This window comes from Bacillus sp. B15-48 (assembly GCF_016879755.1).
In the GTDB taxonomy this organism is placed as follows: Bacteria; Bacillota; Bacilli; order Bacillales; family Cytobacillaceae; genus Mesobacillus_B.
This window is the reverse complement of the sequence record NZ_WOFU01000007.1, coordinates 56,337-79,128: the sequence shown is the minus strand read 5'-3', so window position 1 is coordinate 79,128 and position 22,792 is coordinate 56,337. Positions and strand designations below refer to the sequence as shown.

The 22,792-nt window shown below is 38.6% G+C and carries 23 protein-coding genes and 1 riboswitch; of the genes, 17 read left to right on the top strand and 6 right to left on the bottom strand.

The window, feature by feature from the left end:
• Positions 1–316 precede the first annotated feature (316 nt).
• On the top strand, positions 317–991 hold the full coding sequence (locus tag GNT69_RS19560) for a DUF421 domain-containing protein (protein WP_203556678.1): 675 nt from the start codon (positions 317–319) through the stop codon (positions 989–991).
• A 166-nt stretch (positions 992–1,157) separates the two neighbouring features.
• Here the strand turns inward: GNT69_RS19560 and GNT69_RS19555 are convergent, their stop codons facing one another.
• Positions 1,158–1,322 (bottom strand): hypothetical protein, encoded by a 165-nt coding sequence (locus GNT69_RS19555; RefSeq protein WP_203556677.1) that lies wholly within the window; start codon positions 1,320–1,322, stop codon positions 1,158–1,160.
• A 660-nt stretch (positions 1,323–1,982) separates the two neighbouring features.
• Positions 1,983–2,063, top strand: a riboswitch (cyclic di-GMP riboswitch).
• Between the two features lie 35 nt (positions 2,064–2,098).
• On the opposite strand from GNT69_RS19555, the gene GNT69_RS19550 reads away from it, so the two are divergent.
• A complete protein-coding gene (locus tag GNT69_RS19550; RefSeq protein ID WP_203556676.1) occupies positions 2,099–2,239 on the top strand; it encodes an anti-repressor SinI family protein in 141 nt (46 codons plus the stop codon).
• Positions 2,240–2,402: 163 nt separating this feature from the next.
• Here the strand turns inward: GNT69_RS19550 and GNT69_RS19545 are convergent, their stop codons facing one another.
• Positions 2,403–2,726 (bottom strand): helix-turn-helix domain-containing protein, encoded by a 324-nt coding sequence (locus GNT69_RS19545; RefSeq protein ID WP_203556675.1) that lies wholly within the window; start codon positions 2,724–2,726, stop codon positions 2,403–2,405.
• Positions 2,727–3,039: 313 nt separating this feature from the next.
• Here GNT69_RS19545 and map point away from each other — a divergent pair, with 313 nt between their 5' ends.
• Positions 3,040–3,795: a type I methionyl aminopeptidase gene (gene map / locus GNT69_RS19540; protein WP_203556674.1), complete on the top strand. Its 756-nt coding sequence runs from the start codon at positions 3,040–3,042 to the stop codon at positions 3,793–3,795.
• A gap of 25 nt (positions 3,796–3,820) precedes the next feature.
• Here map and GNT69_RS19535 read toward each other — a convergent pair whose 3' ends face one another.
• On the bottom strand, positions 3,821–4,045 hold the full coding sequence (locus GNT69_RS19535) for a DUF1128 family protein (protein ID WP_203556673.1): 225 nt from the start codon (positions 4,043–4,045) through the stop codon (positions 3,821–3,823).
• A 170-nt stretch (positions 4,046–4,215) separates the two neighbouring features.
• Here GNT69_RS19535 and GNT69_RS19530 point away from each other — a divergent pair, with 170 nt between their 5' ends.
• The 3 genes from GNT69_RS19530 (at position 4,216) to GNT69_RS19520 (ending at position 6,015) form a co-directional block, all read left to right on the top strand.
• Positions 4,216–4,692: a low molecular weight protein-tyrosine-phosphatase gene (locus tag GNT69_RS19530; RefSeq protein ID WP_203556672.1), complete on the top strand. Its 477-nt coding sequence runs from the start codon at positions 4,216–4,218 to the stop codon at positions 4,690–4,692.
• A 27-nt stretch (positions 4,693–4,719) separates the two neighbouring features.
• Complete coding sequence (locus tag GNT69_RS19525) at positions 4,720–5,070, top strand: YtxH domain-containing protein (protein ID WP_203556671.1); 351 nt, start codon at positions 4,720–4,722, stop codon at positions 5,068–5,070.
• A 120-nt stretch (positions 5,071–5,190) separates the two neighbouring features.
• A complete protein-coding gene (locus tag GNT69_RS19520) occupies positions 5,191–6,015 on the top strand; it encodes a YihY/virulence factor BrkB family protein (protein ID WP_203556670.1) in 825 nt (274 codons plus the stop codon).
• A 238-nt stretch (positions 6,016–6,253) separates the two neighbouring features.
• Here the strand turns inward: GNT69_RS19520 and GNT69_RS19515 are convergent, their stop codons facing one another.
• Positions 6,254–7,426 carry an MFS transporter gene (locus tag GNT69_RS19515; RefSeq protein WP_203556669.1) on the bottom strand — a complete coding sequence of 391 codons (1,173 nt, stop codon included), beginning with the start codon at positions 7,424–7,426 and terminating at the stop codon, positions 6,254–6,256.
• 165 nt (positions 7,427–7,591) lie between these two features.
• On the opposite strand from GNT69_RS19515, the gene GNT69_RS19510 reads away from it, so the two are divergent.
• From GNT69_RS19510 to rlmD, 7 genes are all read left to right on the top strand, one after another.
• Positions 7,592–8,209 carry a YczE/YyaS/YitT family protein gene (locus tag GNT69_RS19510; protein WP_203556668.1) on the top strand — a complete coding sequence of 206 codons (618 nt, stop codon included), beginning with the start codon at positions 7,592–7,594 and terminating at the stop codon, positions 8,207–8,209.
• Positions 8,210–8,290: 81 nt separating this feature from the next.
• Positions 8,291–9,130 (top strand): YfkD famly protein, encoded by an 840-nt coding sequence (locus tag GNT69_RS19505; RefSeq protein ID WP_203556667.1) that lies wholly within the window; start codon positions 8,291–8,293, stop codon positions 9,128–9,130.
• Positions 9,131–9,457: 327 nt separating this feature from the next.
• Positions 9,458–9,643: an SE1561 family protein gene (locus tag GNT69_RS19500; RefSeq protein ID WP_203556666.1), complete on the top strand. Its 186-nt coding sequence runs from the start codon at positions 9,458–9,460 to the stop codon at positions 9,641–9,643.
• A gap of 199 nt (positions 9,644–9,842) precedes the next feature.
• On the top strand, positions 9,843–11,399 hold the full coding sequence (locus tag GNT69_RS19495; protein ID WP_239094354.1) for a fumarate hydratase: 1,557 nt from the start codon (positions 9,843–9,845) through the stop codon (positions 11,397–11,399).
• Between the two features lie 92 nt (positions 11,400–11,491).
• Positions 11,492–12,298, top strand: coding sequence for a delta-lactam-biosynthetic de-N-acetylase (gene pdaA / locus GNT69_RS19490; RefSeq protein WP_203556665.1), 807 nt, complete (start codon positions 11,492–11,494; stop codon positions 12,296–12,298).
• Between the two features lie 232 nt (positions 12,299–12,530).
• Positions 12,531–13,394: a DNA-3-methyladenine glycosylase family protein gene (locus GNT69_RS19485; protein ID WP_203556664.1), complete on the top strand. Its 864-nt coding sequence runs from the start codon at positions 12,531–12,533 to the stop codon at positions 13,392–13,394.
• Between the two features lie 78 nt (positions 13,395–13,472).
• Positions 13,473–14,882 (top strand): 23S rRNA (uracil(1939)-C(5))-methyltransferase RlmD, encoded by a 1,410-nt coding sequence (rlmD, locus tag GNT69_RS19480; protein ID WP_203556799.1) that lies wholly within the window; start codon positions 13,473–13,475, stop codon positions 14,880–14,882.
• Positions 14,883–14,976: 94 nt separating this feature from the next.
• On the opposite strand, the gene GNT69_RS19475 is transcribed toward rlmD, so the two are convergent.
• Positions 14,977–15,438 carry a PTS sugar transporter subunit IIA gene (locus GNT69_RS19475; protein WP_203556663.1) on the bottom strand — a complete coding sequence of 154 codons (462 nt, stop codon included), beginning with the start codon at positions 15,436–15,438 and terminating at the stop codon, positions 14,977–14,979.
• 189 nt (positions 15,439–15,627) lie between these two features.
• On the opposite strand from GNT69_RS19475, the gene GNT69_RS19470 reads away from it, so the two are divergent.
• The 4 genes from GNT69_RS19470 to GNT69_RS19455 all read left to right on the top strand — a co-directional run bounded on the left by GNT69_RS19470 (position 15,628) and on the right by GNT69_RS19455 (position 20,749).
• Complete coding sequence (locus tag GNT69_RS19470; protein ID WP_203556662.1) at positions 15,628–16,626, top strand: LacI family DNA-binding transcriptional regulator; 999 nt, start codon at positions 15,628–15,630, stop codon at positions 16,624–16,626.
• A gap of 126 nt (positions 16,627–16,752) precedes the next feature.
• Entirely contained in the window at positions 16,753–18,201 is a 1,449-nt protein-coding gene (locus tag GNT69_RS19465; RefSeq protein WP_203556661.1) for a sucrose-specific PTS transporter subunit IIBC, read from the top strand.
• A gap of 63 nt (positions 18,202–18,264) precedes the next feature.
• On the top strand, positions 18,265–19,740 hold the full coding sequence (locus GNT69_RS19460) for a glycoside hydrolase family 32 protein (protein ID WP_203556660.1): 1,476 nt from the start codon (positions 18,265–18,267) through the stop codon (positions 19,738–19,740).
• A gap of 34 nt (positions 19,741–19,774) precedes the next feature.
• Complete coding sequence (locus GNT69_RS19455; RefSeq protein WP_203556659.1) at positions 19,775–20,749, top strand: carbohydrate kinase family protein; 975 nt, start codon at positions 19,775–19,777, stop codon at positions 20,747–20,749.
• Positions 20,750–21,107: 358 nt separating this feature from the next.
• Here the strand turns inward: GNT69_RS19455 and GNT69_RS19450 are convergent, their stop codons facing one another.
• Positions 21,108–22,739 carry an SLC13 family permease gene (locus GNT69_RS19450; protein WP_239094353.1) on the bottom strand — a complete coding sequence of 544 codons (1,632 nt, stop codon included), beginning with the start codon at positions 22,737–22,739 and terminating at the stop codon, positions 21,108–21,110.
• Between the last annotated feature and the right edge of the window lie 53 nt (positions 22,740–22,792).

Sequence of the window (22,792 nt, the reverse complement as noted above, 5' to 3'; positions counted from 1 at the left end):
TTAAGTCGTTTATGTCACAGAAAAGAGTTAAAGTTCTGCCTAATCATCCATTAAAGGGAATATATGGTATAAACACACACACACTTTATACCCATATTTGACTGCAATAAACATTTGCTTGTGGAAAATTTTTCGAATTTTTTTTTGGAAGCACGGGGACGTACCTAGTGCTTCTTTTTGTTAACAGTTTTATTATTATTCACTAAAAATAGTAGTGAGTTTTTATTGTTTTGATAATGGGCAATACGTATAGAATTTTTTAGGTTGTCAATACCGATAGAAGATATAAGAATTCTTAGCGGTGGTGTGAGGTAATATGTTATATGGTTCAATTTTACTAGAGGTTGTTGGCGGCTTTATCGTTCTTTTTATCGTTGTTCGTATTTTAGGGAAAACCCAAATTAGTCAAATTACTCCTTTCGATTTTATTTCTGCTTTGGTGCTCGGAGAATTAGTTGGAAATGCTATATATGATAAAGAGACAGGTTTTATTATTATTATTTTTTCAAGTGCCATTTGGGGACTGCTTATATACTTTACAGAATTTCTAACACAAAAATCTCGAAAAATGCGTTATATTTTAGAGGGTAGGCCCGCTTTGATCATTAAAAAGGGGAAGTTAGACTGGTTGCAAATGAAGAAAAACAAAGTCGATATCGACCAATTACAGCAATTGCTCCGTGATAAAGGTGTATTTTCAATCCAAGATGTCGAATATGCCATTCTTGAGAACAATGGGGGAATAAGTGTATTGAGGAAAGCTGAAGCCGATCAAGCAACAATTAGTGAGTTAAAAATAACAGGGGAAAAAAGACAAGTACCATATACATTTATAAGTGATGGAGAAGTATTAACTAAAAATCTCGAAGAGGCCGGCTTGAATGAAGAGTGGCTGTATAATGAGTTAAATAAAAAGAGACTTGGTAAACCAGAAGACATATGCTTCGCCGAATACCTTCCTGGCAAAGAGTTGTTTATTCAAAAATATTAACAGATAAAGTGAAATTTCGAGGGAGAGGGATTGATCGAAATGGTTGGTTGTCTGGGAATATTTAATATCAATCAAAAAGAAGAATGAAACTTACAAATTTCTTTTGGATTTCAGCGGAAGACTTTTTAAAAGGAGCTGGCAGTGAACACCACTGCCAGCTTGATGACTATTCTGCTTCTTCTTCTTCGACTCGGTTTTTAAACGCTTCTTGTACGACTAAAAATTCTTCGTCCTCTTGTGCCTCAGTTGTATGTCTTTCAACAAGGGTCCCTTTTGGAAAATCCCCTGGATGTCCTTTACGTTTATGGTCAAAACTCTTACCTCTTCCCAAATAAATGACCTCCTTTCTTTTCAAAATAGTTTCTCCAAAAAAGGCCTGTTTATCAAAACGAAAATAATGGCTGGCATTTAAAAGCTAAAAATAAAAATGCCTGTTGACTTTCAGGTCTATCACTGTAATCAATCATTTCTATCTTGTTTTTGAATGAGATCTGGTTGGCACATTTTATCGACCTTATAGCCAATAAATACTAAACATATTATAGGGATAATAAAGTTTAATGCATGAACAATGGTCAATGGAATTTGCTCCTTTCAAAAAGATAACTCGATTTTTAAAATAATTATAATCTAAACGTCACAAATAGACACAATATATTTTGAATTTTCTGAATAAATAACGGTCGTTTGATGGCATTAAATCTTATCATTGCTTTAAAGTGTTTCTGATAATAATTCTATGTTCTTTTAATATGAATTCTGTTTGTGGGGGTATATATATATTTTTTATCCCTTAAATATTTACCTTTTTTGACAAAAAAGCAACTTTTTGGCCTCTTAATTAGCGCAGTTTTATTAAAACTTTGAAGTTCTTTGTCAGTTTTAACAATCATTTTTTATTAATATATTTTAGAGCTACGACACGTTTTTACAGTAAAATCCAAATGAAATCGTTAAAATCACGATAGGGAGTATAAATTAAACGGCTTTTTACAGAAAAAGGCAAACTTGTTGAAAGACATGGACGCAAAGTCACGGGTCTAAGGGAAACTATGATAGCCGGACTGCCTGGAATACGGGGAGCGTATTTTAGGGGGAGAAGCACGTATGGATCAACCGAAATATCGGGATTTAGATGCAGAATGGATGATGTTAATAAAAGAAGCAATTGAGATTGGTATTGCGAAAGAGGAAATTCGCAAATTTTTAAAAGGGGAGGGAAAGCTGCCACTCGTATTAGAGGAATAACATCTTTGTGCATTTTTTTACATAAAAGCAATACTTGCTTAGCGTACCAAATTTCCCGAACGGGAAAGTCCATTTTTTTAGCTGTAGGAGTGTCAAGAGGATTGGTAGAGGTGCTAGTAAACAATAAATGAAGATTACCTTAAGGGCAATCTTCATTTGTAAATTATTTACTTTGGTTATTTCTCCATTTATTAAACTCGAGGAATTCTTTGAATTGTTCTTTTGATATTCCAGAGTCCATTGCCTCGCGAACAAGTTCTATCCAATCAGAATCGACCGCTTCTTGTTCAGGTTCATCAAGAATCAATCGATCAACGGGGATATTAAATACCGCTGCAATTTTTTCAAGAAACTGGATTGACGGATTTGTTTGTAGATTTCTTTCTAGGGAGCTTAAATATGACTTAGCTACACCAGCTTGTTCGGCAAGCTCAGATAAGGACATTTTCCTTTCTTGCCGTAACTTTTTTACGCGTTCACCTATCAAGAGCTTCAACCACCTTATTTATCATCTATGTAAATTCAAACTGAATCAAAGTTCAATAGGAAGTACCATTTGCCACTCTTTCTTATATTATTATTATATAATCTTACCATAGAATTTGTATATGTAATAAGTCATATTTCTTGAATGGTTTGTATGATTTAATTTCTTAATCGGATTCATACCTTTTGTTATTTGCATGCCTTTTGTCCATCACAAAAGGCTTTTTCTAGTTGGCTTTTTAAGGTATTTTTTACAGGATGCCCCGTATAAGCTAATATAAGAGAAAGGAAATGAAATTCAGGGAGATGAAGGTATGATTGTTTTAAAATCAGCTCGAGAAATCGCAAAGATGCAGGAAGCAGGGAAATTGCTTGCTGCTTGTCATAGAGAGATTGCCAAACTAGTAAAACCAGGGATAACGACTTGGGAAATTGATGAGTTTGTTGAAACTTTTTTAAAAACGAATGGAGCGACACCAGAACAAAAAGGGTATCGTGGCTATCAATATGCAACTTGTGCAAGTGTTAATGATGAGGTATGTCATGGCTTTCCAAGAACGGAATCTCTTAAGAATGGCGATATAGTCACGATTGATATGGTTGTGAATTATAATGGAGCACTCGCAGATTCTGCATGGTCTTACGGTGTCGGAAATATTTCTGATGAGTCAAAAAGACTCCTTGAGGTTACAAAAGAAGCGTTATATCGAGGAATTGAACAAGCGGTACCTGGTAATCGCATTGGTGATATTGGTCATGCAATTCAAACGTATGTAGAAGGGGAAGGAATGTCAGTCGTTCGTGAATTTATCGGACACGGAATAGGTGCAACGATTCATGAAAAGCCAGATATCCCTCACTATGGACTTCCCGGAAAGGGAGCTCGAATTAAAGAGGGTATGGTTTTTACAATCGAACCAATGGTAAACCTTGGGGAATGGAAAACGAAAATGGATACAAATCGTTGGACGGCACGCACGATTGATGGCAAACTTTCAGCTCAGTATGAGCATACAATCGCTGTAACAAAAGAAGGGACGATGATTTTGACGGACCAAGAACAAATGTAAAAGACGGCCAAAGGCCGTCTTTTGCTTAGGACTTGCGCAGGCTACCGAGCTCTTCTACAATCGCTTGCATCTCATTAATGCTAAAAGAGCTTTTTTTCATGATCATCTCATAGATGTCCTTAAGCTCTTCATACATGTCTTCATCGAAGTGAGAAGGCTTAATGGCACCAGCATTGACGATATTTAGTTTTTCTTTAATTTTATCAAGCATGTATTCAATATTTCCAGCTGATTTTACGGATAAATCCACACTCTTCATCCTCTCACACTTTGTACAAATATCTTTCCATGTTCTCGGTAAAAAGTCAATCAATTCTGGATACTTTCTAATAAACAGCTTAAATTTTTAAAAGAAATCGGGCAAGGGCTTGCATATAAGCTAGAATATCGACGAAAATGTAGGTTGAGGAGGAGTTACACATGATAAAAGTATTATTTGTTTGTCTCGGAAATATATGCCGGTCGCCAATGGCGGAAGCTATGTTTCGTGATTTAGTGAAAAAAGAAGGGCTAGACCAAGAAATAATTGTTGATTCTGCCGGTACAGGTGACTGGCATGTAGGTAAACCACCACATGAAGGAACAAGGAAAATCCTCGAGCAATACCGAATTAATTCAGAAGGCTTAATGGCAAGACAAATTTCCGTCGATGATTTCTCAGAATTCCATTATATTATCGCAATGGATGTGCAAAACATTGAAAACATAAAGAAGTTGATAGGAGAAACAGGTACAGCAACTGTTGTCGTAAAAAGGCTACTTGATTTTGTTGATGAAAAGCAAAATAAAGATGTTCCTGACCCGTATTTTACTGGTAATTTTAATGAGACGTACGAACTTGTAAAAGCTGGGTGTGAAGCCTTACTTACATCGATTAAAGCGAACCATAAATTGTAAAACAATTAAATAGAAAGGGTGGAATTTATGGCAGGTTCAAGGAAGTTTTGGCTTGGGATGGCGCTTGGAGCACTTGCAGGAGGGGTAATTAGTTTATTTGATAAAGCGACAAGGCATTCGGTAAAAGAAGATTTCAAAAAAGTTTCAGGAAGTGTTACATACATAGTAAAACACCCGGATGAATTTATCGGGGAAGTTAAGGAGACTGTAAATAAGGTAAGAACGACAGTCGAACAAGTTTCTGAGGATGTTTCGTTTATTGCAGAAAAGGTAGAAGAAATTAAAGATGTTCCACCACAAGTTGCGGGAATTGTTCACGAAACGAAAGAAGTATTTGGAAATATGGCACAAGCAGAAGAGGATAAAAATAAACAATAAAATTGTGCATGATAGAAAGTCATTTTGAATAGGCTTGAAAAGCAAGGGGTTAAGAGGGACAAGATTTCCAAGGTATGATCAGAAAAAGGGAGAGCGACGATTCATTTTTAGCAAAGGAGTATGGAAATGATTGATGTTTCTTTTTTTAGAAGAATTTGGAGCAGGATCCATGAGGATGAAGTCCCAGCCTTGGCCGCACAATTAGCCTATTTTTTATTATTAAGTTTATTTCCATTATTGATTTTCCTTGTCGCACTTTTGCCCTATTTGCCACTCACTCATCACGATTTAATTGAATTTATCCAAGAATATACACCTGTGGAACATTCGGAATTCATAAATGAAAGTGTTGAAGAAGTGTTGACGAAAAATACAACCGTGCTCTCTTTTGGTATTCTTGCGACACTTTGGTCTGCCTCAAATGGAATTAATGCGATTGTTCGCTCTTTTAATAAAGCTTATCGTGTCGAGGAAACACGCTCTACACTCGTAGCCCGATTGAAATCGGTCCTTTTGACGGTAGCGATGATTTTCGTGTTTGTGATGGCGTTATTGCTTCCGGTATTTGGTAAGGAAGTCGGTGAATTTCTTTTTACTTTATTTGGGTTGAAAAGTGAATTTCTAAATATATGGGAGACGTTGCGCTGGTTCGCATCCTTTTTAGTTCTTTTAATTGTGTTTACAGGCTTGTATTGGATTGCGCCGAATATAAAAATGAAGTGCAGGAGTGTTTTAATCGGTGCTATGTTTGCAACAATTGGCTGGGTGATCGTTTCATGGGTTTTCTCATATTATGTAAATAATTTTGCTCAATACACGCTCATTTATGGTCAAATCGGAGGGGTCATTGCGCTTTTGCTTTGGCTTTACTTAGCAGCTTTTATTATCATTATTGGCGGAGAAATAAATGCTTATTTTCATGAACAGGCCAATAAGAAATGTTAAACCAAATCCCTTTTCTTTCCTTGAGATAAAAGTACGTTTTCGCAAAAGCTAAGGAAGAGGTTAATCCTTAACTAGGGAGAAGGGGGGTTTAACAATGGCCAAAAATAAAGGCGGCGGCACGAAGCAAAAAGGTAAAGACAGCCCAAAGCATAAAACTTCTAGTTCAGCGAATAAGTCAAATAGCTACCATTAACTAGATAATAGATATAAAAAGGAGCTGAGTCGTCTCAGCTCCTTTTTATATCGAATGCATTTCTTCTTGCTTTGTGAGCGGCTTAAAAATGATAAGGGCTAAGAAAATAACGAATAACATCGAGCTTATAACGTAGAAAAAACTAGCCCCTTTTAAGTATTGAATGGCTAGACCGCCAATAAATGGACCTGTTATACTTCCAAATGAAAAGAAAATAGACACCATTAAATTTCCTGCTGGAAGAAGCTGCCTTGGAAGTAAGTCAGCCATAAAACTAATCCCAAGTGAATAAGTTGAGCCAACGAGCATTCCGGCAATAAAGAAACAAACAAGCAACCCGATTACAGAGTTTTCGATGATTCCCGCAATTGTAAAGCAAATAAATCCTGACAGCATAACAGTTACTAGTACATTCTTGCGTCCATACCGATCGCTGATAATTCCTAACGGAAGTTGAAAGACGATGCTCCCGGCCGCAAACGCCGGTAAAATAAGCGCTACAGCACTAATTTCAAGCCCATTCCTTAAGGCATAAACCGGAAAATTCCCATTGAGAGAAGCTTCAAGAAAGCCGTAGCCGAATGGTGGCAGGAAAGCAACCCACGCATATTTAAAAACTTTTCCAAATCGATTCATTGTCCCTAAAAAGGATGTCGTTTCTTTCCCCTTTTCAGGAAGTTCATTTTTTAAGAACCAAACGAACCCCCAGGCTGTTAAACTAATTAAAGAGGACAGGATAAACGGAAGCGATGGATTGACTTCAACTAGACGAGCAACCATCGGTCCAACTGTAAAGCCAATTCCGAAAAACAAACCGTAAAGAGCAATATTTCGTCCTAAGCGGTTCTTTGGTGAGGAGGAAGTAATCCATGTTTGCGTTCCAAAGTGAAGTAGTTGGTCACCGATTCCGATGATAAAACGAAGCAAAAACCAGAACCAAAAGGACTTCCAAACAGGAAAGAAGGCTAGGGCGGCACCAACTAACAGTCCCCCTGTAAGAATAATTGGTTTATAGCCAAATTTCCTTAATGGTGCTTCCATAAAAGGTGAAGCTACCAATACACCGATATACAGAGCAGTTGCATTTAATCCATTCAATGTTGAAGAAATACCATCTTGTTCGAAGATAATCGCAATTAATGGTAGAAGCATTCCTTGCGAAAACCCCGATATGGCAACGATGCTTACTAAAATCCAAAAGCGAAAAGATTGATTCATGTCTATTCTCCTAGTTTGAAACCTGATTTGATGGTAACCGAGAAGAATTCAATAAAGCAAGGGAAATAGAAAACAAACTATATTTCCTCATATAAAACATGACAGGTACTCATTCTTATATATAAAATAGGGGAATCGGCATTAAGGATAGAAGGAGAACGAGAAATGAGATTGCTTTATCGAATGGTCTTTTTTTTAGTAGGCCTAACTATATTATCATTTGGAATCAGCTTAACAATTAAGTCTGGCTTAGGTTCAGGTGCATGGGATGCCTTAAATGTTGGACTTTCAGAAACAATTGCGTTTACCCCGGGGTCTTGGGTAGTTATCATAGGGGTTGCACTTATTTTTGTTAATTCCCTTTTATTGAAAAATCGTCCTGATTTCGGCGCAATCATTACGTTATTTATTACAGGGTTGTTTATCGACTTTTGGTTGCTGAGAGTGTTTGTTCATCTAAATGTAGATGAATTTTTATCGATGATCATCGTCCTGTTAAGTGGGATTTTGTTAATTGGGTTAGGAATTTCAATTTATATTCAGGCTAAACTGCTGCTAAGTCCAATTGATAATTTAATGATGGCACTGAGCAAAAGGTTCGGGTTAAAATTAATGGTCGCAAAAACAATTGGGGAAGTGATCGCGTTAGTTCTGGCCCTCATCTTTAGTGGACCAATTGGGATTGGAACAATCATCGTCACTCTTGGTATTGGGCCACTCATTCAACTCTTCTCGCCCCATTTTGAACGACTATTAAACAAACTGACTATACAGATTAGTTAATTCGAATGGATAATATGAGCGGACAACGAAAAAACTACAAACAAATGCAAAATTTTGTAGATTTGAAAGGAGTCCAGCATCATGAAAAAGTATGTAATCATCCTTTTAACCTTAGCTTTGATGTTTTCATTTTTCCCATCTGTTTCAGCTGAAAAGGATCCAGCAAAGGATGAAAAGAAACAAGCACCAGTAAAACAAGAGGCAAAAGCAAAATATGCCATTCCAAATTCAGTGATGAATGTAACGAAGGAGAATACTTATCCAAATCCAACAGAAGATTTACCATTTCTTCAACCTAGTGATTTATCAAAAGAGTTGATTTCTACATCAAAGGTAAAAATTGAAAACCCTGATTTAATTCGAATGTTAAACGAAACAACCATTAATAGTACACCATTTGCATTCGGATACAGGGCAATTGTTTATCTAGGGGAATGGCCGTTAAATTATGAGTCGACAGAGACTTCTCCAAATTGGGAATACCAAAAGATAAATACAAATTATTATGATAATCGTGGTGGTAGATCACCGTATCAAATTCATTATGTTCAAGAGCAGCAAAAAGTGGTTAGAGGTGGACTGACGGCAAAAATTAAAAATGCTGAAGAAGTTCAAAAAATGATGATGTTAAAAGCCGCTAAAAAAACAGGGTTGCCACTCGCTTTTGAAACAATTGTTGGAGCAGGGACGAAAAAAGATCAAATATATAATATCCAACCTAAACGTTTAGGGTATTTATATGCCTATGCACCAGCGATTAACGAAAAAGGAAAAGTCACTTTTGGTGAAGTGTATTTAATGCTAAAAGGAAATAAGAAAACAATCGTTGTAAAAAATGTTACTTCACAAGGAATTGGAGCATGGATTCCAATTCAAGACCATGTGTCGTTCGGCTTTGTTGCTAGCGAGCGTCCAAGATAAGTTTTAAAAAAGGCTGGCGTAAAAGGTTGTAGGTTACGATTTTTGTTGGCTAATGGAAAGTATAAATTTTGCAATTTATACTTTCCTAACGCATAAGGGCAATAAAGTTTTTCTTTGGGCTTTAGCCCTTAGGAACATCAATCGGGCACAGCGCGACTACGCCTCTGTCTTCACCCTTAAGGGCTCGCCAATCGGCGAGTTTTCTTTATCAGCTTTTTAACGGAATGAACGAAGTGGTATTTTGTTAATCAACCGTTTAATTAAATTTGCAAGATTTCTTTAATTTCGGTAGGATAAAAACGGTAAAGTGAAAGGAGAGAGAGTTGCTTGGGAAGTCCGATTAATGATTCAAACACACAGGTTGTCTTTTTGAAACACCGCTTGACCGCATTTATGGATTTATTGGATGCGATCAACCCTGAAGAAGCAGACCTTGAAGATATCGACCGTATGATTGCGATCGTCGAAGAAATGGATGCTAAATGCCGCGAATTTAAAAATCGTGATTCATAGTTCTGTTAGGAAGAGGCCTATTCTGAGGTCTCTTTTCGTTTGTAGGGTGATTTGACTATTAACGAATAATTCCAATAATGGATTTTTGCTTTTATCTTTTAAAAAAAACCGTATAGGAGTATAATGAAAGCGGTATTGTTATAGAAAATTCACACAAATTACTTAATGAGCAAAGGGAGCAAAGGAGAGGGATTTGACAATGAATATTGAGAAGTTTCAAGAAAGCATGTACAAGCTGATTGTAGAAACATCGACAAAATTGCCAAAGGACGTCCGCCGAGAAATTAAGCGTGCAAAAGAACAAGAAAGTGCTGGTACAAGGTCAGCGATGAGCTTAGCGACCATAACAAATAATATTAAAATGGCTGATGATAATGTTTCTCCTATTTGCCAAGATACAGGGTTACCAACGTTTAAAATTAAAGTTCCAGTTGGGGCGAACCAGTTTGAAATGAAAAAAGCCATTCAAGAAGCAATCGCCTTAGCAACAAAAGACGGGAAATTACGTCCAAACTCTGTCGACTCGCTTACTGGGGAGAATAGCGGCGATAATCTAGGTGGCGGGACGCCTGTCATTAAATTTGAACAATGGGAAAAAGACTATATTGATGCTCGCTTAATTTTAAAAGGCGGCGGATGTGAGAATAAAAACATTCAGTACAGCTTGCCATGCGAATTAGAGGGGCTTGGTCGTGCGGGTCGTGACCTTGATGGGATTCGCAAGTGCGTCATGCATTCTGTATACCAAGCGCAAGGTCAAGGCTGTAGTGCAGGATTTATCGGTGTAGGAATTGGTGGAGATCGTTCGTCTGGCTATGATTTAGCGAAGGAACAATTATTCCGTTCTGTAGATGATGTCAATCCAAATGAAGAACTACGTCAACTTGAAGAGTATGTGATGGCAAATGCGAACAAACTTGGAATTGGAACGATGGGTTTTGGTGGTGAAACAACCCTTCTTGGCTGTAAAGTTGGGGTTATGAACCGTATCCCGGCAAGCTTCTTTGTTTCTGTTGCCTACAACTGTTGGGCGTTCCGCCGCCTTGGAGTTAATGTGAATCCAGAAACGGGTGAAATTCAAGACTGGCTTTACCAAGAAGGTGAAAATGTTGATTTTGCAGAAGAGAAACAACAGGAAGAAGTAGCAGCTGCATCTGCGGAAGAAAAGGCTCAAAAAGCAATTACACTAACTGCCCCAATTTCAGAAGAACAAATCCGTCAATTAAAGGTTGGGGATGTTGTAAAAATCACTGGAAGAATGTACACAGGCCGTGATGCCATTCATAAATATTTAATGGACAACGATGCTCCTGTTGATTTAAATGGTCAAGTCATCTACCATTGTGGCCCAGTCATGTTAAAAGATGAAGAGGGCAACTGGCATGTAAAAGCTGCGGGTCCAACAACTAGTATTCGTGAGGAGCCGTATCAAGGAGATATAATGAAGAAATTTGGCATTCGTGCAGTCATCGGAAAAGGTGGAATGGGACCTAAAACACTTGCGGCCTTAAAAGAGCATGGCGGTGTTTACTTAAATGCAATCGGCGGTGCGGCTCAATATTACGCTGAGTGTGTGAAAAGTGTAGATGGCGTTGACTTAATGAATTTTGGAATTCCAGAAGCGATGTGGCATTTAACAGTAGAAGATTTTACTGCCGTTGTAACGATGGACTCTCATGGAAACAGTTTACATGAAGATGTAGAAAAATCTTCCCTTGAAAAACTAGCACAATTTAAAGAACCCGTTTTTAAATAACAGGAAAAGCAGTGCGAAAATATTCGCGCTGCTTTTTGTTTATTTTTCACCTTTAAACAAACAATATAAAAAAACATCTTTGGAGGAGCAGAATGAAAAAGATAATCAAAATCGTATTAGCAATGGTTTTTTTATTCTTTATCGCAAGTCCGTTCGCGCAGTCGGCAGTTCCGAATACTCCGATTCATTGGGGATTTAAGAAAGGGCAAGAAGGACGGCCGGCAGATGCGGGTAATGTGCTTGAACAGCTACTTGAAAAATATGGAGCTGTCTACATGGGCGATACAAGCAAGAAAGAGATTTATTTAACCTTTGATAATGGCTATGAAAATGGTTATACGAATCAGATTTTAGATGTTTTGAAAAAAGAGAAAGTACCAGCTACTTTTTTTGTGACGGGACATTACTTAGAAAGTGCCGAAGATCAAGTGGTTCGAATGGTGGAGGAAGGGCATATTGTCGGGAATCACTCCTACTACCATCCTGATTTAACGCAAGTCGATGATGCACGGGTGAAAAGGGAACTTGAAAAGGTTCGAGCCTTAACCTATGAGATAACCGGCCAAAAACAGATGTCTTATTTAAGGCCGCCACGTGGTGTATTTAGTGAACGGACATTAAAACTGGCAAAAGAGGCCGGCTATACACATGTGCTCTGGTCGCTCGCATTTGTTGATTGGCATACAGATAAGCAAAGAGGTTGGGAGTATTCTTATAACAATATTATGAAACAAATTCACCCTGGAGCAATTTTGTTGTTGCACACAGTCTCAAAAGACAATGCCGATGCTTTGGAAAAAGTGATTAAAGATTTGAAAAAGCAAGGTTACACATTTAAAAGTTTGGATGACCTTTTTGCTTCGAAAGAATTAGATCATCCGATGTTGCACAAAAAATAAGAAACTCATCGCCTGGTAAGTCCGAACTGTGTAGGGGTTCGGGCTTTTAAAATTAATGAGCTTAAAGAGAGGCTTTGTCATTTGAATGTATTTGAAACTTGAATTTTAAGAAAAGGAATCGTAATCATGTTATAATACGGGAAAATGGACAGGAATGACCATGGTGAATCATATGAGAATCGTATGAGTACTTTATGAGCATGTTTAAGGTCATCCATAAAGGGCGGATTTTATGTGGCAAGAAACGATTGCGATAAATGGACCTTATCATTTTGAACGGGCATTAGAACGTTTAGCGCTAGATCCACTGCATTCAGTCGATATTGAAAATAAACAAGTGAAAGTTCCAATTTCAAATGTAATGAATCAGCCGATTATTGCAGAGGTAGAAGGAAACGGAAATCTAGAAGAACCTTTATTTATTGTTAGAGGAACGGGTGAAAAGGAAAAGACTCTTAGCCGCTTGCATGAAATTTTCGCCTGGAACACTCATATAGATAAAGTTCATGAGCATTTTCAAACTACTGATTTAAAAGCATTGTTCCAAGAACATTACGGAACGCCACTCGTACTTGATTTTGATCCGTTCGGCTGCTTATTAAAATGCATTATCCATCAACAGCTCAATCTTGCCTTTGCTTATAAATTGTCGGAGCGTTTTGTAAAAGAATTCGGAACGGAAAGAGATGGAGTCTGGTTTTATCCGACACCAGAAAAAGTCGCAAGTTTAAATGTTGAGCAGTTGCGTGAGATGCAATTCAGTGGTCGAAAAGCAGAATATATTATCGGGCTTGGAGAAATAGTTGCATCAGGTAAAGTTGATATTGCTGAAATGAAAAAGATGTCAGATGAAGAAATTACCGCACGATTAATTAAAATACGCGGGATTGGGCCTTGGACTGTGCAAAATTTCCTTATGTTTGGACTAGGCCGGCTAAACCTCTTTCCAATGGCAGATATTGGCTTGCAAAACGCCTTAAAGAAGTATTATCAACTTGAGGAAAAACCGTCACAGGAAATGATGGGAAAGCTTAAACAACCGTGGGAGCCGTATTTAAGTTATGCTTCGCTATATTTATGGAGAAGCATCGAATAATGGAGTGAAAACAATTTGAAAAACGACGAAAAGAAACTGAAGAAATACCGCCAAGAAAATAAACAACATCCGCAAAGTATGAAACAAAAGCAGGAGGGGAAACAAAATCAATCCGTAAAAATGGAGCTAAAACAAACCTTTCCGCTTACGATCAAAAGGCTAGGAATTAATGGGGAGGGAGTAGGTTATTTTAAACGCCATGTGGTGTTTGTCCCTGGAGCTCTTCCGGGGGAAGAGGTTGTTGCGGAAGTTACGAAGGTCCATCCGAAGTATTCGGAGGCCCGCATTAAAAAAATCAGAAGGCCTTCCGAGCATCGCGTAAAGCCTGTATGCCCCGTTTATGAAGAATGCGGCGGGTGTCAGCTGCAGCATTTGGATTACTCACAACAGTTAAAAGAAAAGCGTGATATCGTTGTTCAGGCGTTGGAACGTCATACGAAGCTGCCGGTAGCGGAACTTGAGATTCGTGAAACAATCGGAATGGATGAACCGTGGGAGTATCGAAACAAAAGCCAGTTTCAAGTTAGTATGAATCAATCGGGGAAAATTCTTGCTGGTTTGTACGGAGTGGATTCCCATAAGTTGGTAAACATTGAACAATGTGCGGTTCAACATCCGGCAACAACGAAAGCAACGAATATTGTTAAAGCGATTTTGCAAGACCTGAAAATCCAAATTTATAATGAAAGAACAGGAAAAGGGCTCGTCCGGACGATTGTCGCACGAACCGGTGTACAATCAGGAGAACTGCAAATTGTGTTAATTACAACGAAAAAAGACATACCGAAAAAAGAGCTGATTCTCCAAGAAATCAAAAAACGGTTGCCTGAAGTGACATCAGTCGTCCAGAACGTTAATGGTGTCAAGACCTCACTCATCTTCGGAAATGAAACGGAGACTCTAGAGGGAAATGCCTTTATTCAAGAAACGCTCGGTGATCTTCAGTTTGAGTTATCTGCACGGACATTTTTTCAACTCAATCCTGAACAGACTGTAAGGCTTTACGATGAAGTGAAAAAAGCAGCGAATCTATCAGGGAAAGAAAAAATCGTCGATGCATACTGTGGTGTTGGTACGATTGGATTATGGTTGGCAAATGTTGCTAGTGAAGTAAGAGGCATGGACGTGATCCCAGAATCAATTGAAGATGCGCGCAAAAACGCCAGTAAACACGAAATTAAGCATGCAAAGTACGAAGTTGGCAAAGCGGAACAATGGCTGCCGAAATGGGCAAAGGAAGGTTGGAAACCGGATGTTATCATCGTCGACCCACCCCGAACAGGCTGTGATGAAACATTTCTTAATACCGTGTTAAAAATAAAGCCAAAAAAATTCATCTACGTATCCTGCAACCCATCTACATTAGCAAAAGACATTGCAACGCTCAGCAAACACTATAAAGTTGGCTATATCCAACCAGTCGACATGTTCCCGCATACGAGTCACGTCGAGTGTGTAGCGCAACTCATTTTAAAAGAAGGCAACTAACCCTTGTGGTTGTTGCCTATTCTTGTTCTTCGAAAGGATTTACGAAGTTGCAATTGGTTATTAATTTTGACGCCATTTCCCTTTTTACAAAGATTTAAACAATGGTAACGCTGTTTTCACTTATCACTACTTTTTCGTTTTCTTTTAGGTTCGTAAAAACAACCGGGGTTACGATAGAAGGGACTTTTCCTTTAATAAAATCAAAATCCACTTCCAACAGTTTTTGTCCTTTTTTCACCTTTTGACCATCTTTTACAAATGAAGTAAATCCTTCACCTTTTAAATTTACAGTTTCAATTCCCACATGGATTAAAATCTCTCTTCCGAAAACATCCTTTAAGGTGACGGCGTGTTTTGTAGGGAAAACGCTGATTACTTCTCCTTCAGCAGGTGAAACCACTGTTCCATTTACAGGTTGAATGGCAAATCCGTCTCCCATCATTTTTTGAGAAAATACTGGGTCCGGAACATCTTCAATGGAAATAATTTTACCTTCTAAAGGTATTTGGATGGAAGGGTCGTTATCTGCTTTCTTCTTAAAAAAATTTTTAAACATAAAAATTCCCCCTTGTTTTTTATCATAAGAATTTAACGGAACCGGTTCCGTTTTGAGGTAGAAAAGTTGGTCAAATAACTTTTGGTTATGCTATCATAATATAACGTAATACGTTAGGCAGTCAATATCAATAACAATTCTTGTGAATATGTAAAATGATGTATGGTTAGTAACGATGGAGATGATAAAATGAGCAAAACGATTTTAGATATTGCTAAAATTGCCGGGGTTGCCAAAAGTACCGTATCTAGGTATTTAAATGGCGGCTCAGTTGGTGAAGCCACTAAAAAGAAAATTGAACAAGCCATTAATGAAACTGGTTATTCACCAAACCCGTTTGCACAAAGCTTAAAAGCCAAGAAAACGAATATAATGGGGGCGATAGTACCGAGGCTTGACTCGTATGCGTCTTCGCAAACTTTGATTGGAATTGATGAGCAATTAAAGGAAATGAATTATCAGATGCTAATTTCTAATACAAGTCAAAGCTTAGAACGTGAAATTGAGAGTATTTATAGCTTCGCAAACCAAAAGGTCGCAGGGATTATTTTGTTGGCAACAGAGGTAACGGACCAACACCTTCAAGCTTTTGAAAAGGTTAAAATTCCTGTCCTATTGATTGGTCAAGAGCATGAGGCAATTCACAGCCTCATCCATGATGACTATCATGCCGGCTATGCAATGGGGCGTTATGTCCTAGAGAAAGGGTATCGAAACATTGCTTATCTGGGAGTAACGGAAAGAGATATTGCAGTAGGGGTAAAGCGCAAGCAAGGATTCGAAAAAGCGATACAAGAGGCAGAAGAATGTCAGGTGCAGTTTTTTAAGACTGATTTCAAAATTCCAGCAGCGCAGGCAGCTGCCCATAAAATAATTAGCGAATTCCGTCCGCCTATTATTGTCTGTGCCACTGATAATATCGCTCTAGGTGTTCTTAAGGCTGCCTACTCTGAAGGCTTGTCGATTCCTAAGGATATAGCGGTCACAGGTTTTGGTGGCTATGAGGTAACAGAAATTATTAACCCAGGCCTAACAACTGTGAAGTTTTTCTACAAAGAAGCTGGAGAAAAGGCAGCAAGAAATATCGTGAATCTTGTAAATGAGCGGCAGGTAGAAAAACTAACCATATCAAATTTTGAAATTATGGAGAGAGAAAGCGTTGACATTAACGCAAATCATGCCCTATAATAAAAACGATGGAACCGGTTCCGTAATGTTTTTCATCTTAAATTGGACCCGGTTCCTAATCGGTGGATATTCTTTGGTTATAATTGGAACCGGTTCCGCAATAAAGAATAAAGAGGGGGAATCAGGGTGGATCACAAAAAAATTGCTCAGGAATTACTAAATGCAATTGGCGGGCAAGAAAACGTTTCAGCTGCAGCTCATTGTGCCACACGCTTAAGACTGGTGTTAAATGATGAATCAATCGTTGACAAAGCAAGTTTGGAAAATATGGATGCAGTGAAAGGGACTTTTTCAACAGGCGGTCAATTTCAGATTATTTTAGGTGCTGGAACGGTGAACGAGGTGTATAAGCACCTTGCAAAGCTGACCGGACAAAATGAAATGTCCACAAGTGATGTAAAAAGGGAAGCAACGAAGAAACTTAATCCGCTTCAACAATTTGTGAAAATGCTGTCAGACATCTTTGTACCTATTATCCCGGCGATTGTTGCAGGCGGTTTATTGATGGGGATAAACAATATCTTAACGGCGCCTGACTTGTTTATTGAGGGAAAATCGTTAGTAGATGCAAATCCAGAAATGGCCGATTTAGCTGCCCTCATTAATACATTTGCAAATGCAGCCTTTGTTTTTCTGCCCATCTTAATTGGTTTTTCAGCTACGAAACGATTTGGCGGGAATCCTTTTCTCGGAGCAACTTTGGGGATGCTGATGGTCCATCCTGATTTATTAAATGGTTATGGGTATGGTGCGGCATTACTCAATAATGAGGTTCCTGTTTGGAATCTATTTGGCTTAGAGATTGAAAAAGTAGGATATCAAGGAACGGTTCTTCCTGTGCTTGCAGCTTCTTATATTTTGGCAAAAATAGAAACTTCCTTACGAAAGGTTGTACCATCCGCCTTGGATAATCTATTAACGCCTTTATTTTCGATTTTTATTACTGGCATTTTGACCTTTACCTTCGTTGGACCGCTTACACGTTCAGCAGGAAATATATTAACCGACGGAATTGTTTGGATGTATGACACAACGGGTGTCATCGGTGGAATTATTTTTGGTTTATTATATGCGCCAATTGTCATTACGGGAATGCATCACAGTTTCATTGCCGTTGAAACGCAGTTACTAGCTGACGTCGTCAAGACAGGCGGGTCATTTATTTTCGTTATAGCGGCGATGTCAAATATCGCGCAGGGTGCAGCCACACTTGCGGTGTTGAAGACCACGAAAAATGGCAAGATTAAAGGAACTGCTTCAGCAGCCGGAATTTCAGCCTTACTAGGGATAACGGAGCCAGCCATGTTCGGGATTAACTTAAAACTGCGCTATCCATTTATTGGTGCGATTATTGGTGCTGCCGTTGGCTCAGGTTTTGTGACATTGTTCAAGGTAAAAGCGACTGCATTAGGAGCAGCCGGTCTTCCGGGAATCATCTCTATTCGTCCGGATACAATTATTGCTTATATTATCGGAATGGCGATTGCCTTCGCAACAGCTTTCACTGTAACCATTGTTTTAGCAAAAAGAGATGCTAAAAAAACAGGTACTATTCAGTCAGAACAAGCATCATAATTGAAAAAACAAATGAGGAGGGGAATCTAGTGATTCTCCTTTCTGTATTGGGAGTGGATAAGCATGGAATGGACAAAAGAGCAAAGATACCGGAAGCTGAGTGAGGTAACAGAGGAAGAGATCGAAGGCTTAGCTAAAATTGTAAATCAATGTCCCTGGAGACAAACGTTTCATATTCAACCAGTTACAGGGTTATTAAATGATCCTAATGGGTTTGCGTATTATAATGGGGAATATCACTTGTTTTACCAATGGTTTCCGCTCGGCCCTGTCCATGGGCTAAAGCACTGGTATCATACGAAATCAAAGGATCTTGTCCATTGGGAAAATGCGGGTATGGCGGTTGAGCCATCCAATCAGTTTGATAGTCATGGTGCCTATTCAGGCAGCGCCATTGAGGAAAATGGGCAGCTTTTTCTTTTATACACCGGAAATACTCGAGATGTTAACTGGAATAGAAAACCGTATCAATGTTTGGCTGTCATGAAACAAAACGGATGCATCACGAAAAATGATTCCTCTGTTATACAAGAGGTTCCAAGCGGTTACACCGATCATTTTCGTGATCCAAAGGTTTGGAAACAAGGAGATGAATTTTATGCAGTTATTGGTGCCCAAAGAGAAACAAAGACAGGTTGTGTGGTTTTATACCGATCAACTAATTTAATAGATTGGCAGTTCCTTGGAGAAATCAAGACAGAGTTGGAGAATTTCGGGTATATGTGGGAGTGCCCGGATTATTTCGAGTTGGACAACCAAGGGGTTTTCATTTTTTCTCCGCAGGGCCTGAAACCAGAGGGGGATTTTTATCAAAATATTTATCAGTCTGGGTATATGATAGGTCGTCCACTCGATTTAGAGACGAACCAATTTATTCACGATGCCTTTCATGAGCTTGATAGGGGATTTGATTTTTATGCACCACAAACAATGAAAGACCCTAAAGGACGAAGAATTTTGGTTGGCTGGATGGGTTTGCCGGAAATCGGCTATCCAACTGATAAAAATGGCTGGGCCCATTGTTTAACGTTGCTGCGGGAATTATCAATTAAAGATGGGAAGCTTATTCAAAAACCAGTATCAGAACTAGAATTGCTTCGCGGAGAAAAAACAGAAGCTAACAAACTAGTGAAAAATGAATCTGTTGTATTCGAAGGATTTGAAGGCGAGGTTTACGAACTATTTGTAGAATTCTCAGCTAATACTGCCCAGGAATTCGGGATTGAGCTCCGTGTTGGAGCGGATGAGAAAACAGTGATTAAGTATAATGCTGTTACAAAAAAGGTTGTGTTCGATCGCACAGAATCAGGACAGTCCTTTGCTATGGAGTATGGCTCCGTGCGAAAATGCAGTCTGAATACTGATGAGCTTTCATTTAGAATCTTTGTTGACGTCTCCTCAGTCGAAGTATTTGTCAATAATGGAGAGGAAGTTTTCACTGGTAGAATCTTTCCTTCCAAAGATAGCACAGGGATACGCTTTTTTTCCTGCGGTGGGCAAACAAATGTGAAGGCAGTCAAATGGGGAATTGTTGGATAAATGAGAATCAAAAAGGATTTTAAGAGGTGACAGAATGGGAAAACTATTTTCAATAGGTGAGGTATTAATTGATTTTATTCCACTTGAAAAAGGAGTTGCATTAAAGGATGTGGTGTCTTTTGAAAGAGCACCTGGGGGGGCACCAGCAAATGTGGCAGCTGCTGTTGCCAAATACGGTCAGAAGTCCGCGATGATATCTAAACTAGGTAACGATGCTTTTGGAGACTTTTTAGTGGAGAAGCTTGAAGAGGCTGGAGTTGAAACGGATAAAATTTTGCGGACAGATAAAGCAAATACCGCACTGGCTTTTGTGTCACTTAAGGAAAATGGTGAACGTGACTTCTCTTTTTACCGAAATCCATCTGCTGATTTGCTGCTAGAAGCAGACGAATTGGATGAAAACACTTTTGGGATTGGTGACTATCTTCATTTTTGTTCGGTCGATCTGGTCGAGTCCCCGATGAAATATGCCCATAAGAAAGCGATTGACCTGATGAATTCAAAACAAGGAATCATCAGCTTTGATCCAAATGTGCGTCTACCTTTGTGGAATAATAAACAAGATTGCCGCAATACCATTTTGGAATTTTTACCTTTGGCTAATATTGTGAAGATTTCAGATGAAGAGCTTGAATTTATTACTGGAATATCTGATGAAAAAGAAGCATTGAAATCATTATTCCGTGGAGACGTCGAAGTAGTTGTTTATACTCAGGGAGGAAAAGGTGCCTTAGTATTAACGAGGGATTCTGAGTATTTTCAACATGGGTACAAAATTAATGTGGTTGATACAACAGGGGCTGGGGATGCCTTCATTGGCGGTTTCTTATATATCCTTTTAAAGCATGAAGTAGATACATCAAACCTAAAGGCTTTCGTAGAACAACATGGCACCCAATTGCTTTCTTTTGCGAATGCAAGCGGTGCTTTAACCACTACAAAAAAAGGCGGAATTAGCGCCCTACCAACTCTACAAGAAATTAAAGCATTGATAAAAGAAAATAATTAAACCAAAGATGATAATTATTTACTGGATAAACTTCTTAGGATATGGGTGAATTATCTTTCTCCCAATTTTTGGGCCGGGATTACAAATAAATAAGATTAAAAACTCACCAACATCTGATGTGTTGCCACATACATTCTGCACAGGTTGAGAGTATAGCACAAATCGTTCTTAAAAAAGAAGCAGGTTCCCAATAAGGGTTCCTGCTTCTTTTCAGTTGCTAGAGTGGAGAATCGCTAGTGATTCAAGGGTGCCACCCGCCAATTCCAAAAAGAAATTGGCGCCTACCCAAGGAGTTACAACATATTGTTAAATGATATAAAAAGACTGGGTCCACTAAAAGGAATCCAGTCAAAATTCGTTACTTAAAACTTTCGGGATACATTGTTAAATCGATATTCCATACGAATGGGAGTACAAAATATACTAACAGTGTAATAACGAGTATCGAAAAAATATTGATCCATAATCCGGCTCTTGCCATATCAATAATTTTTATTTTTCCTGTACCGAATACAACGGCATTTGGTGGAGTAGCAACTGGGAGCATAAATGCACATGAGGCTGAAATTCCGGCTGCAACCATTAACACATATGGATGAACATCAAGCGCTAATGCAAGCGCTGCCATAATTGGAAACATCATCGTTGCTGTTGCTGTATTTGAAGTAATTTCCGTTAAAAACATGACAAGTCCAGTAATAGCTGCGACAATAATAATTAACTGAACACCTTGCAGAACAGTTAATTGTTCTCCAATCCACAAAGCAAGACCAGACTCCTTAAACCCTTTTGCAATTGCTAAGCCACCGCCAAATAATAATAGAATGTCCCACGGTATTTTTTTAGCATCTGTCCAATTTAATAATTTTCCATCCTTTGTGTTTTGAGAAGGGAGCAAGAAAAGAGCAAATGCTGCTACAATGGCAATAATTGTATCATCCAGACCTGGCATAAAATTCACTAAAATAAATGATCTTGTGATCCAAGCAAATGCAGTTAACACAAAAACAACAGTTACCAATTTTTCTTCCGTACTCATATGTCCTAGTTCAAATTTCTGTTCTTTAATAATCGTTTTTCCCCCAGGGATATCTTTTATTTGCATCGGAAACGCAATTTTAAATAAATAGAACCAAACGGCTGCAAGTAAAATAAGCGAAAGAGGAACCCCAAACAGCATCCAACCAGCAAATGAAATATCAATACCATAAAGTTCACGAGCGACACCGGCAAAAATCATATTCGGAGGCGTTCCAATAAGTGTTCCAAGCCCGCCAATTGAAGCAGCATATGCAACCCCCAACATTACTGCTTTTCCGAAGTTTTCCTCTTTTAGTTTTTTTGGAGCTAATGAATCATTGACATGAGAGATAACAGATAACGCAATCGGCATCATCATCATCGCAGTAGCTGTATTTGAAATCCACATGGATAAAAATCCAGTTGCAACCATGAAACCAAGCAAAATCCTTTGTGTACTCGTACCTACAACTAAGATAATATTTAATGCAATCCTGCGGTGTAAATTCCATTTTTCAAGGGCAATCGCGATGATAAAGCCACCGAGGAAAAGAAAAATAGTTGAATCAGCATAGGAACTCGTTATCCCAGCCTCAACTGCACCTGTAAGCGGAAATAACACGATTGGTAATAAAGATGTAACTGCTAAAGGAACCGTTTCGGTCATCCACCATACAGCTATCCAGACCGTACTGGCCAGTATAGCTAAAGCTTCTTTAGACATTCCTTCCGGAGAAGCAAAAAGCATGATAGCTAGAAATAATAACGGCCCCAACCATAAGCCAATCATTTGACCTTTGTTTCTTTTTGGTCTTTTTCCAGTCCCTGGCCTGGCTGTTTCCGGTTGTGAAGAAGACATCCCGACTTCCGGAGCTGATGATTGAAGAGTAAATAATGATGACAACTTCCTTTTTGAATCATCATGCATGTCCCACAATATACTGCTTAACTGTTGAATAGCCCCTCTCATAGCAACCTCCTAGTTATAATGAATAATTTAACAATTAATAATAATAACACTAG

What these genes read in the sequence shown, in the direction of transcription:
- GNT69_RS19560 (WP_203556678.1), top strand. Translation starts at nt 317, where the DNA reads ATGTTATATGGTTCAATTTTACTAGAGGTTGTTGGCGGCTTTATCGTT.
- GNT69_RS19550 (WP_203556676.1), top strand. Translation starts at nt 2,099, where the DNA reads ATGGATCAACCGAAATATCGGGATTTAGATGCAGAATGGATGATGTTA.
- map (WP_203556674.1), top strand. Translation starts at nt 3,040, where the DNA reads ATGATTGTTTTAAAATCAGCTCGAGAAATCGCAAAGATGCAGGAAGCA.
- GNT69_RS19530 (WP_203556672.1), top strand. Translation starts at nt 4,216, where the DNA reads ATGATAAAAGTATTATTTGTTTGTCTCGGAAATATATGCCGGTCGCCA.
- GNT69_RS19525 (WP_203556671.1), top strand. Translation starts at nt 4,720, where the DNA reads ATGGCAGGTTCAAGGAAGTTTTGGCTTGGGATGGCGCTTGGAGCACTT.
- GNT69_RS19520 (WP_203556670.1), top strand. Translation starts at nt 5,191, where the DNA reads ATGGAAATGATTGATGTTTCTTTTTTTAGAAGAATTTGGAGCAGGATC.
- GNT69_RS19515 (WP_203556669.1), bottom strand. Translation starts at nt 7,426, where the DNA reads ATGAATCAATCTTTTCGCTTTTGGATTTTAGTAAGCATCGTTGCCATA.
- GNT69_RS19510 (WP_203556668.1), top strand. Translation starts at nt 7,592, where the DNA reads ATGAGATTGCTTTATCGAATGGTCTTTTTTTTAGTAGGCCTAACTATA.
- GNT69_RS19505 (WP_203556667.1), top strand. Translation starts at nt 8,291, where the DNA reads ATGAAAAAGTATGTAATCATCCTTTTAACCTTAGCTTTGATGTTTTCA.
- GNT69_RS19495 (WP_239094354.1), top strand. Translation starts at nt 9,843, where the DNA reads ATGAATATTGAGAAGTTTCAAGAAAGCATGTACAAGCTGATTGTAGAA.
- pdaA (WP_203556665.1), top strand. Translation starts at nt 11,492, where the DNA reads ATGAAAAAGATAATCAAAATCGTATTAGCAATGGTTTTTTTATTCTTT.
- GNT69_RS19485 (WP_203556664.1), top strand. Translation starts at nt 12,531, where the DNA reads ATGTGGCAAGAAACGATTGCGATAAATGGACCTTATCATTTTGAACGG.
- rlmD (WP_203556799.1), top strand. Translation starts at nt 13,473, where the DNA reads ATGAAACAAAAGCAGGAGGGGAAACAAAATCAATCCGTAAAAATGGAG.
- GNT69_RS19475 (WP_203556663.1), bottom strand. Translation starts at nt 15,438, where the DNA reads ATGTTTAAAAATTTTTTTAAGAAGAAAGCAGATAACGACCCTTCCATC.
- GNT69_RS19470 (WP_203556662.1), top strand. Translation starts at nt 15,628, where the DNA reads ATGAGCAAAACGATTTTAGATATTGCTAAAATTGCCGGGGTTGCCAAA.
- GNT69_RS19460 (WP_203556660.1), top strand. Translation starts at nt 18,265, where the DNA reads ATGGAATGGACAAAAGAGCAAAGATACCGGAAGCTGAGTGAGGTAACA.
- GNT69_RS19455 (WP_203556659.1), top strand. Translation starts at nt 19,775, where the DNA reads ATGGGAAAACTATTTTCAATAGGTGAGGTATTAATTGATTTTATTCCA.
- GNT69_RS19450 (WP_239094353.1), bottom strand. Translation starts at nt 22,739, where the DNA reads ATGAGAGGGGCTATTCAACAGTTAAGCAGTATATTGTGGGACATGCAT.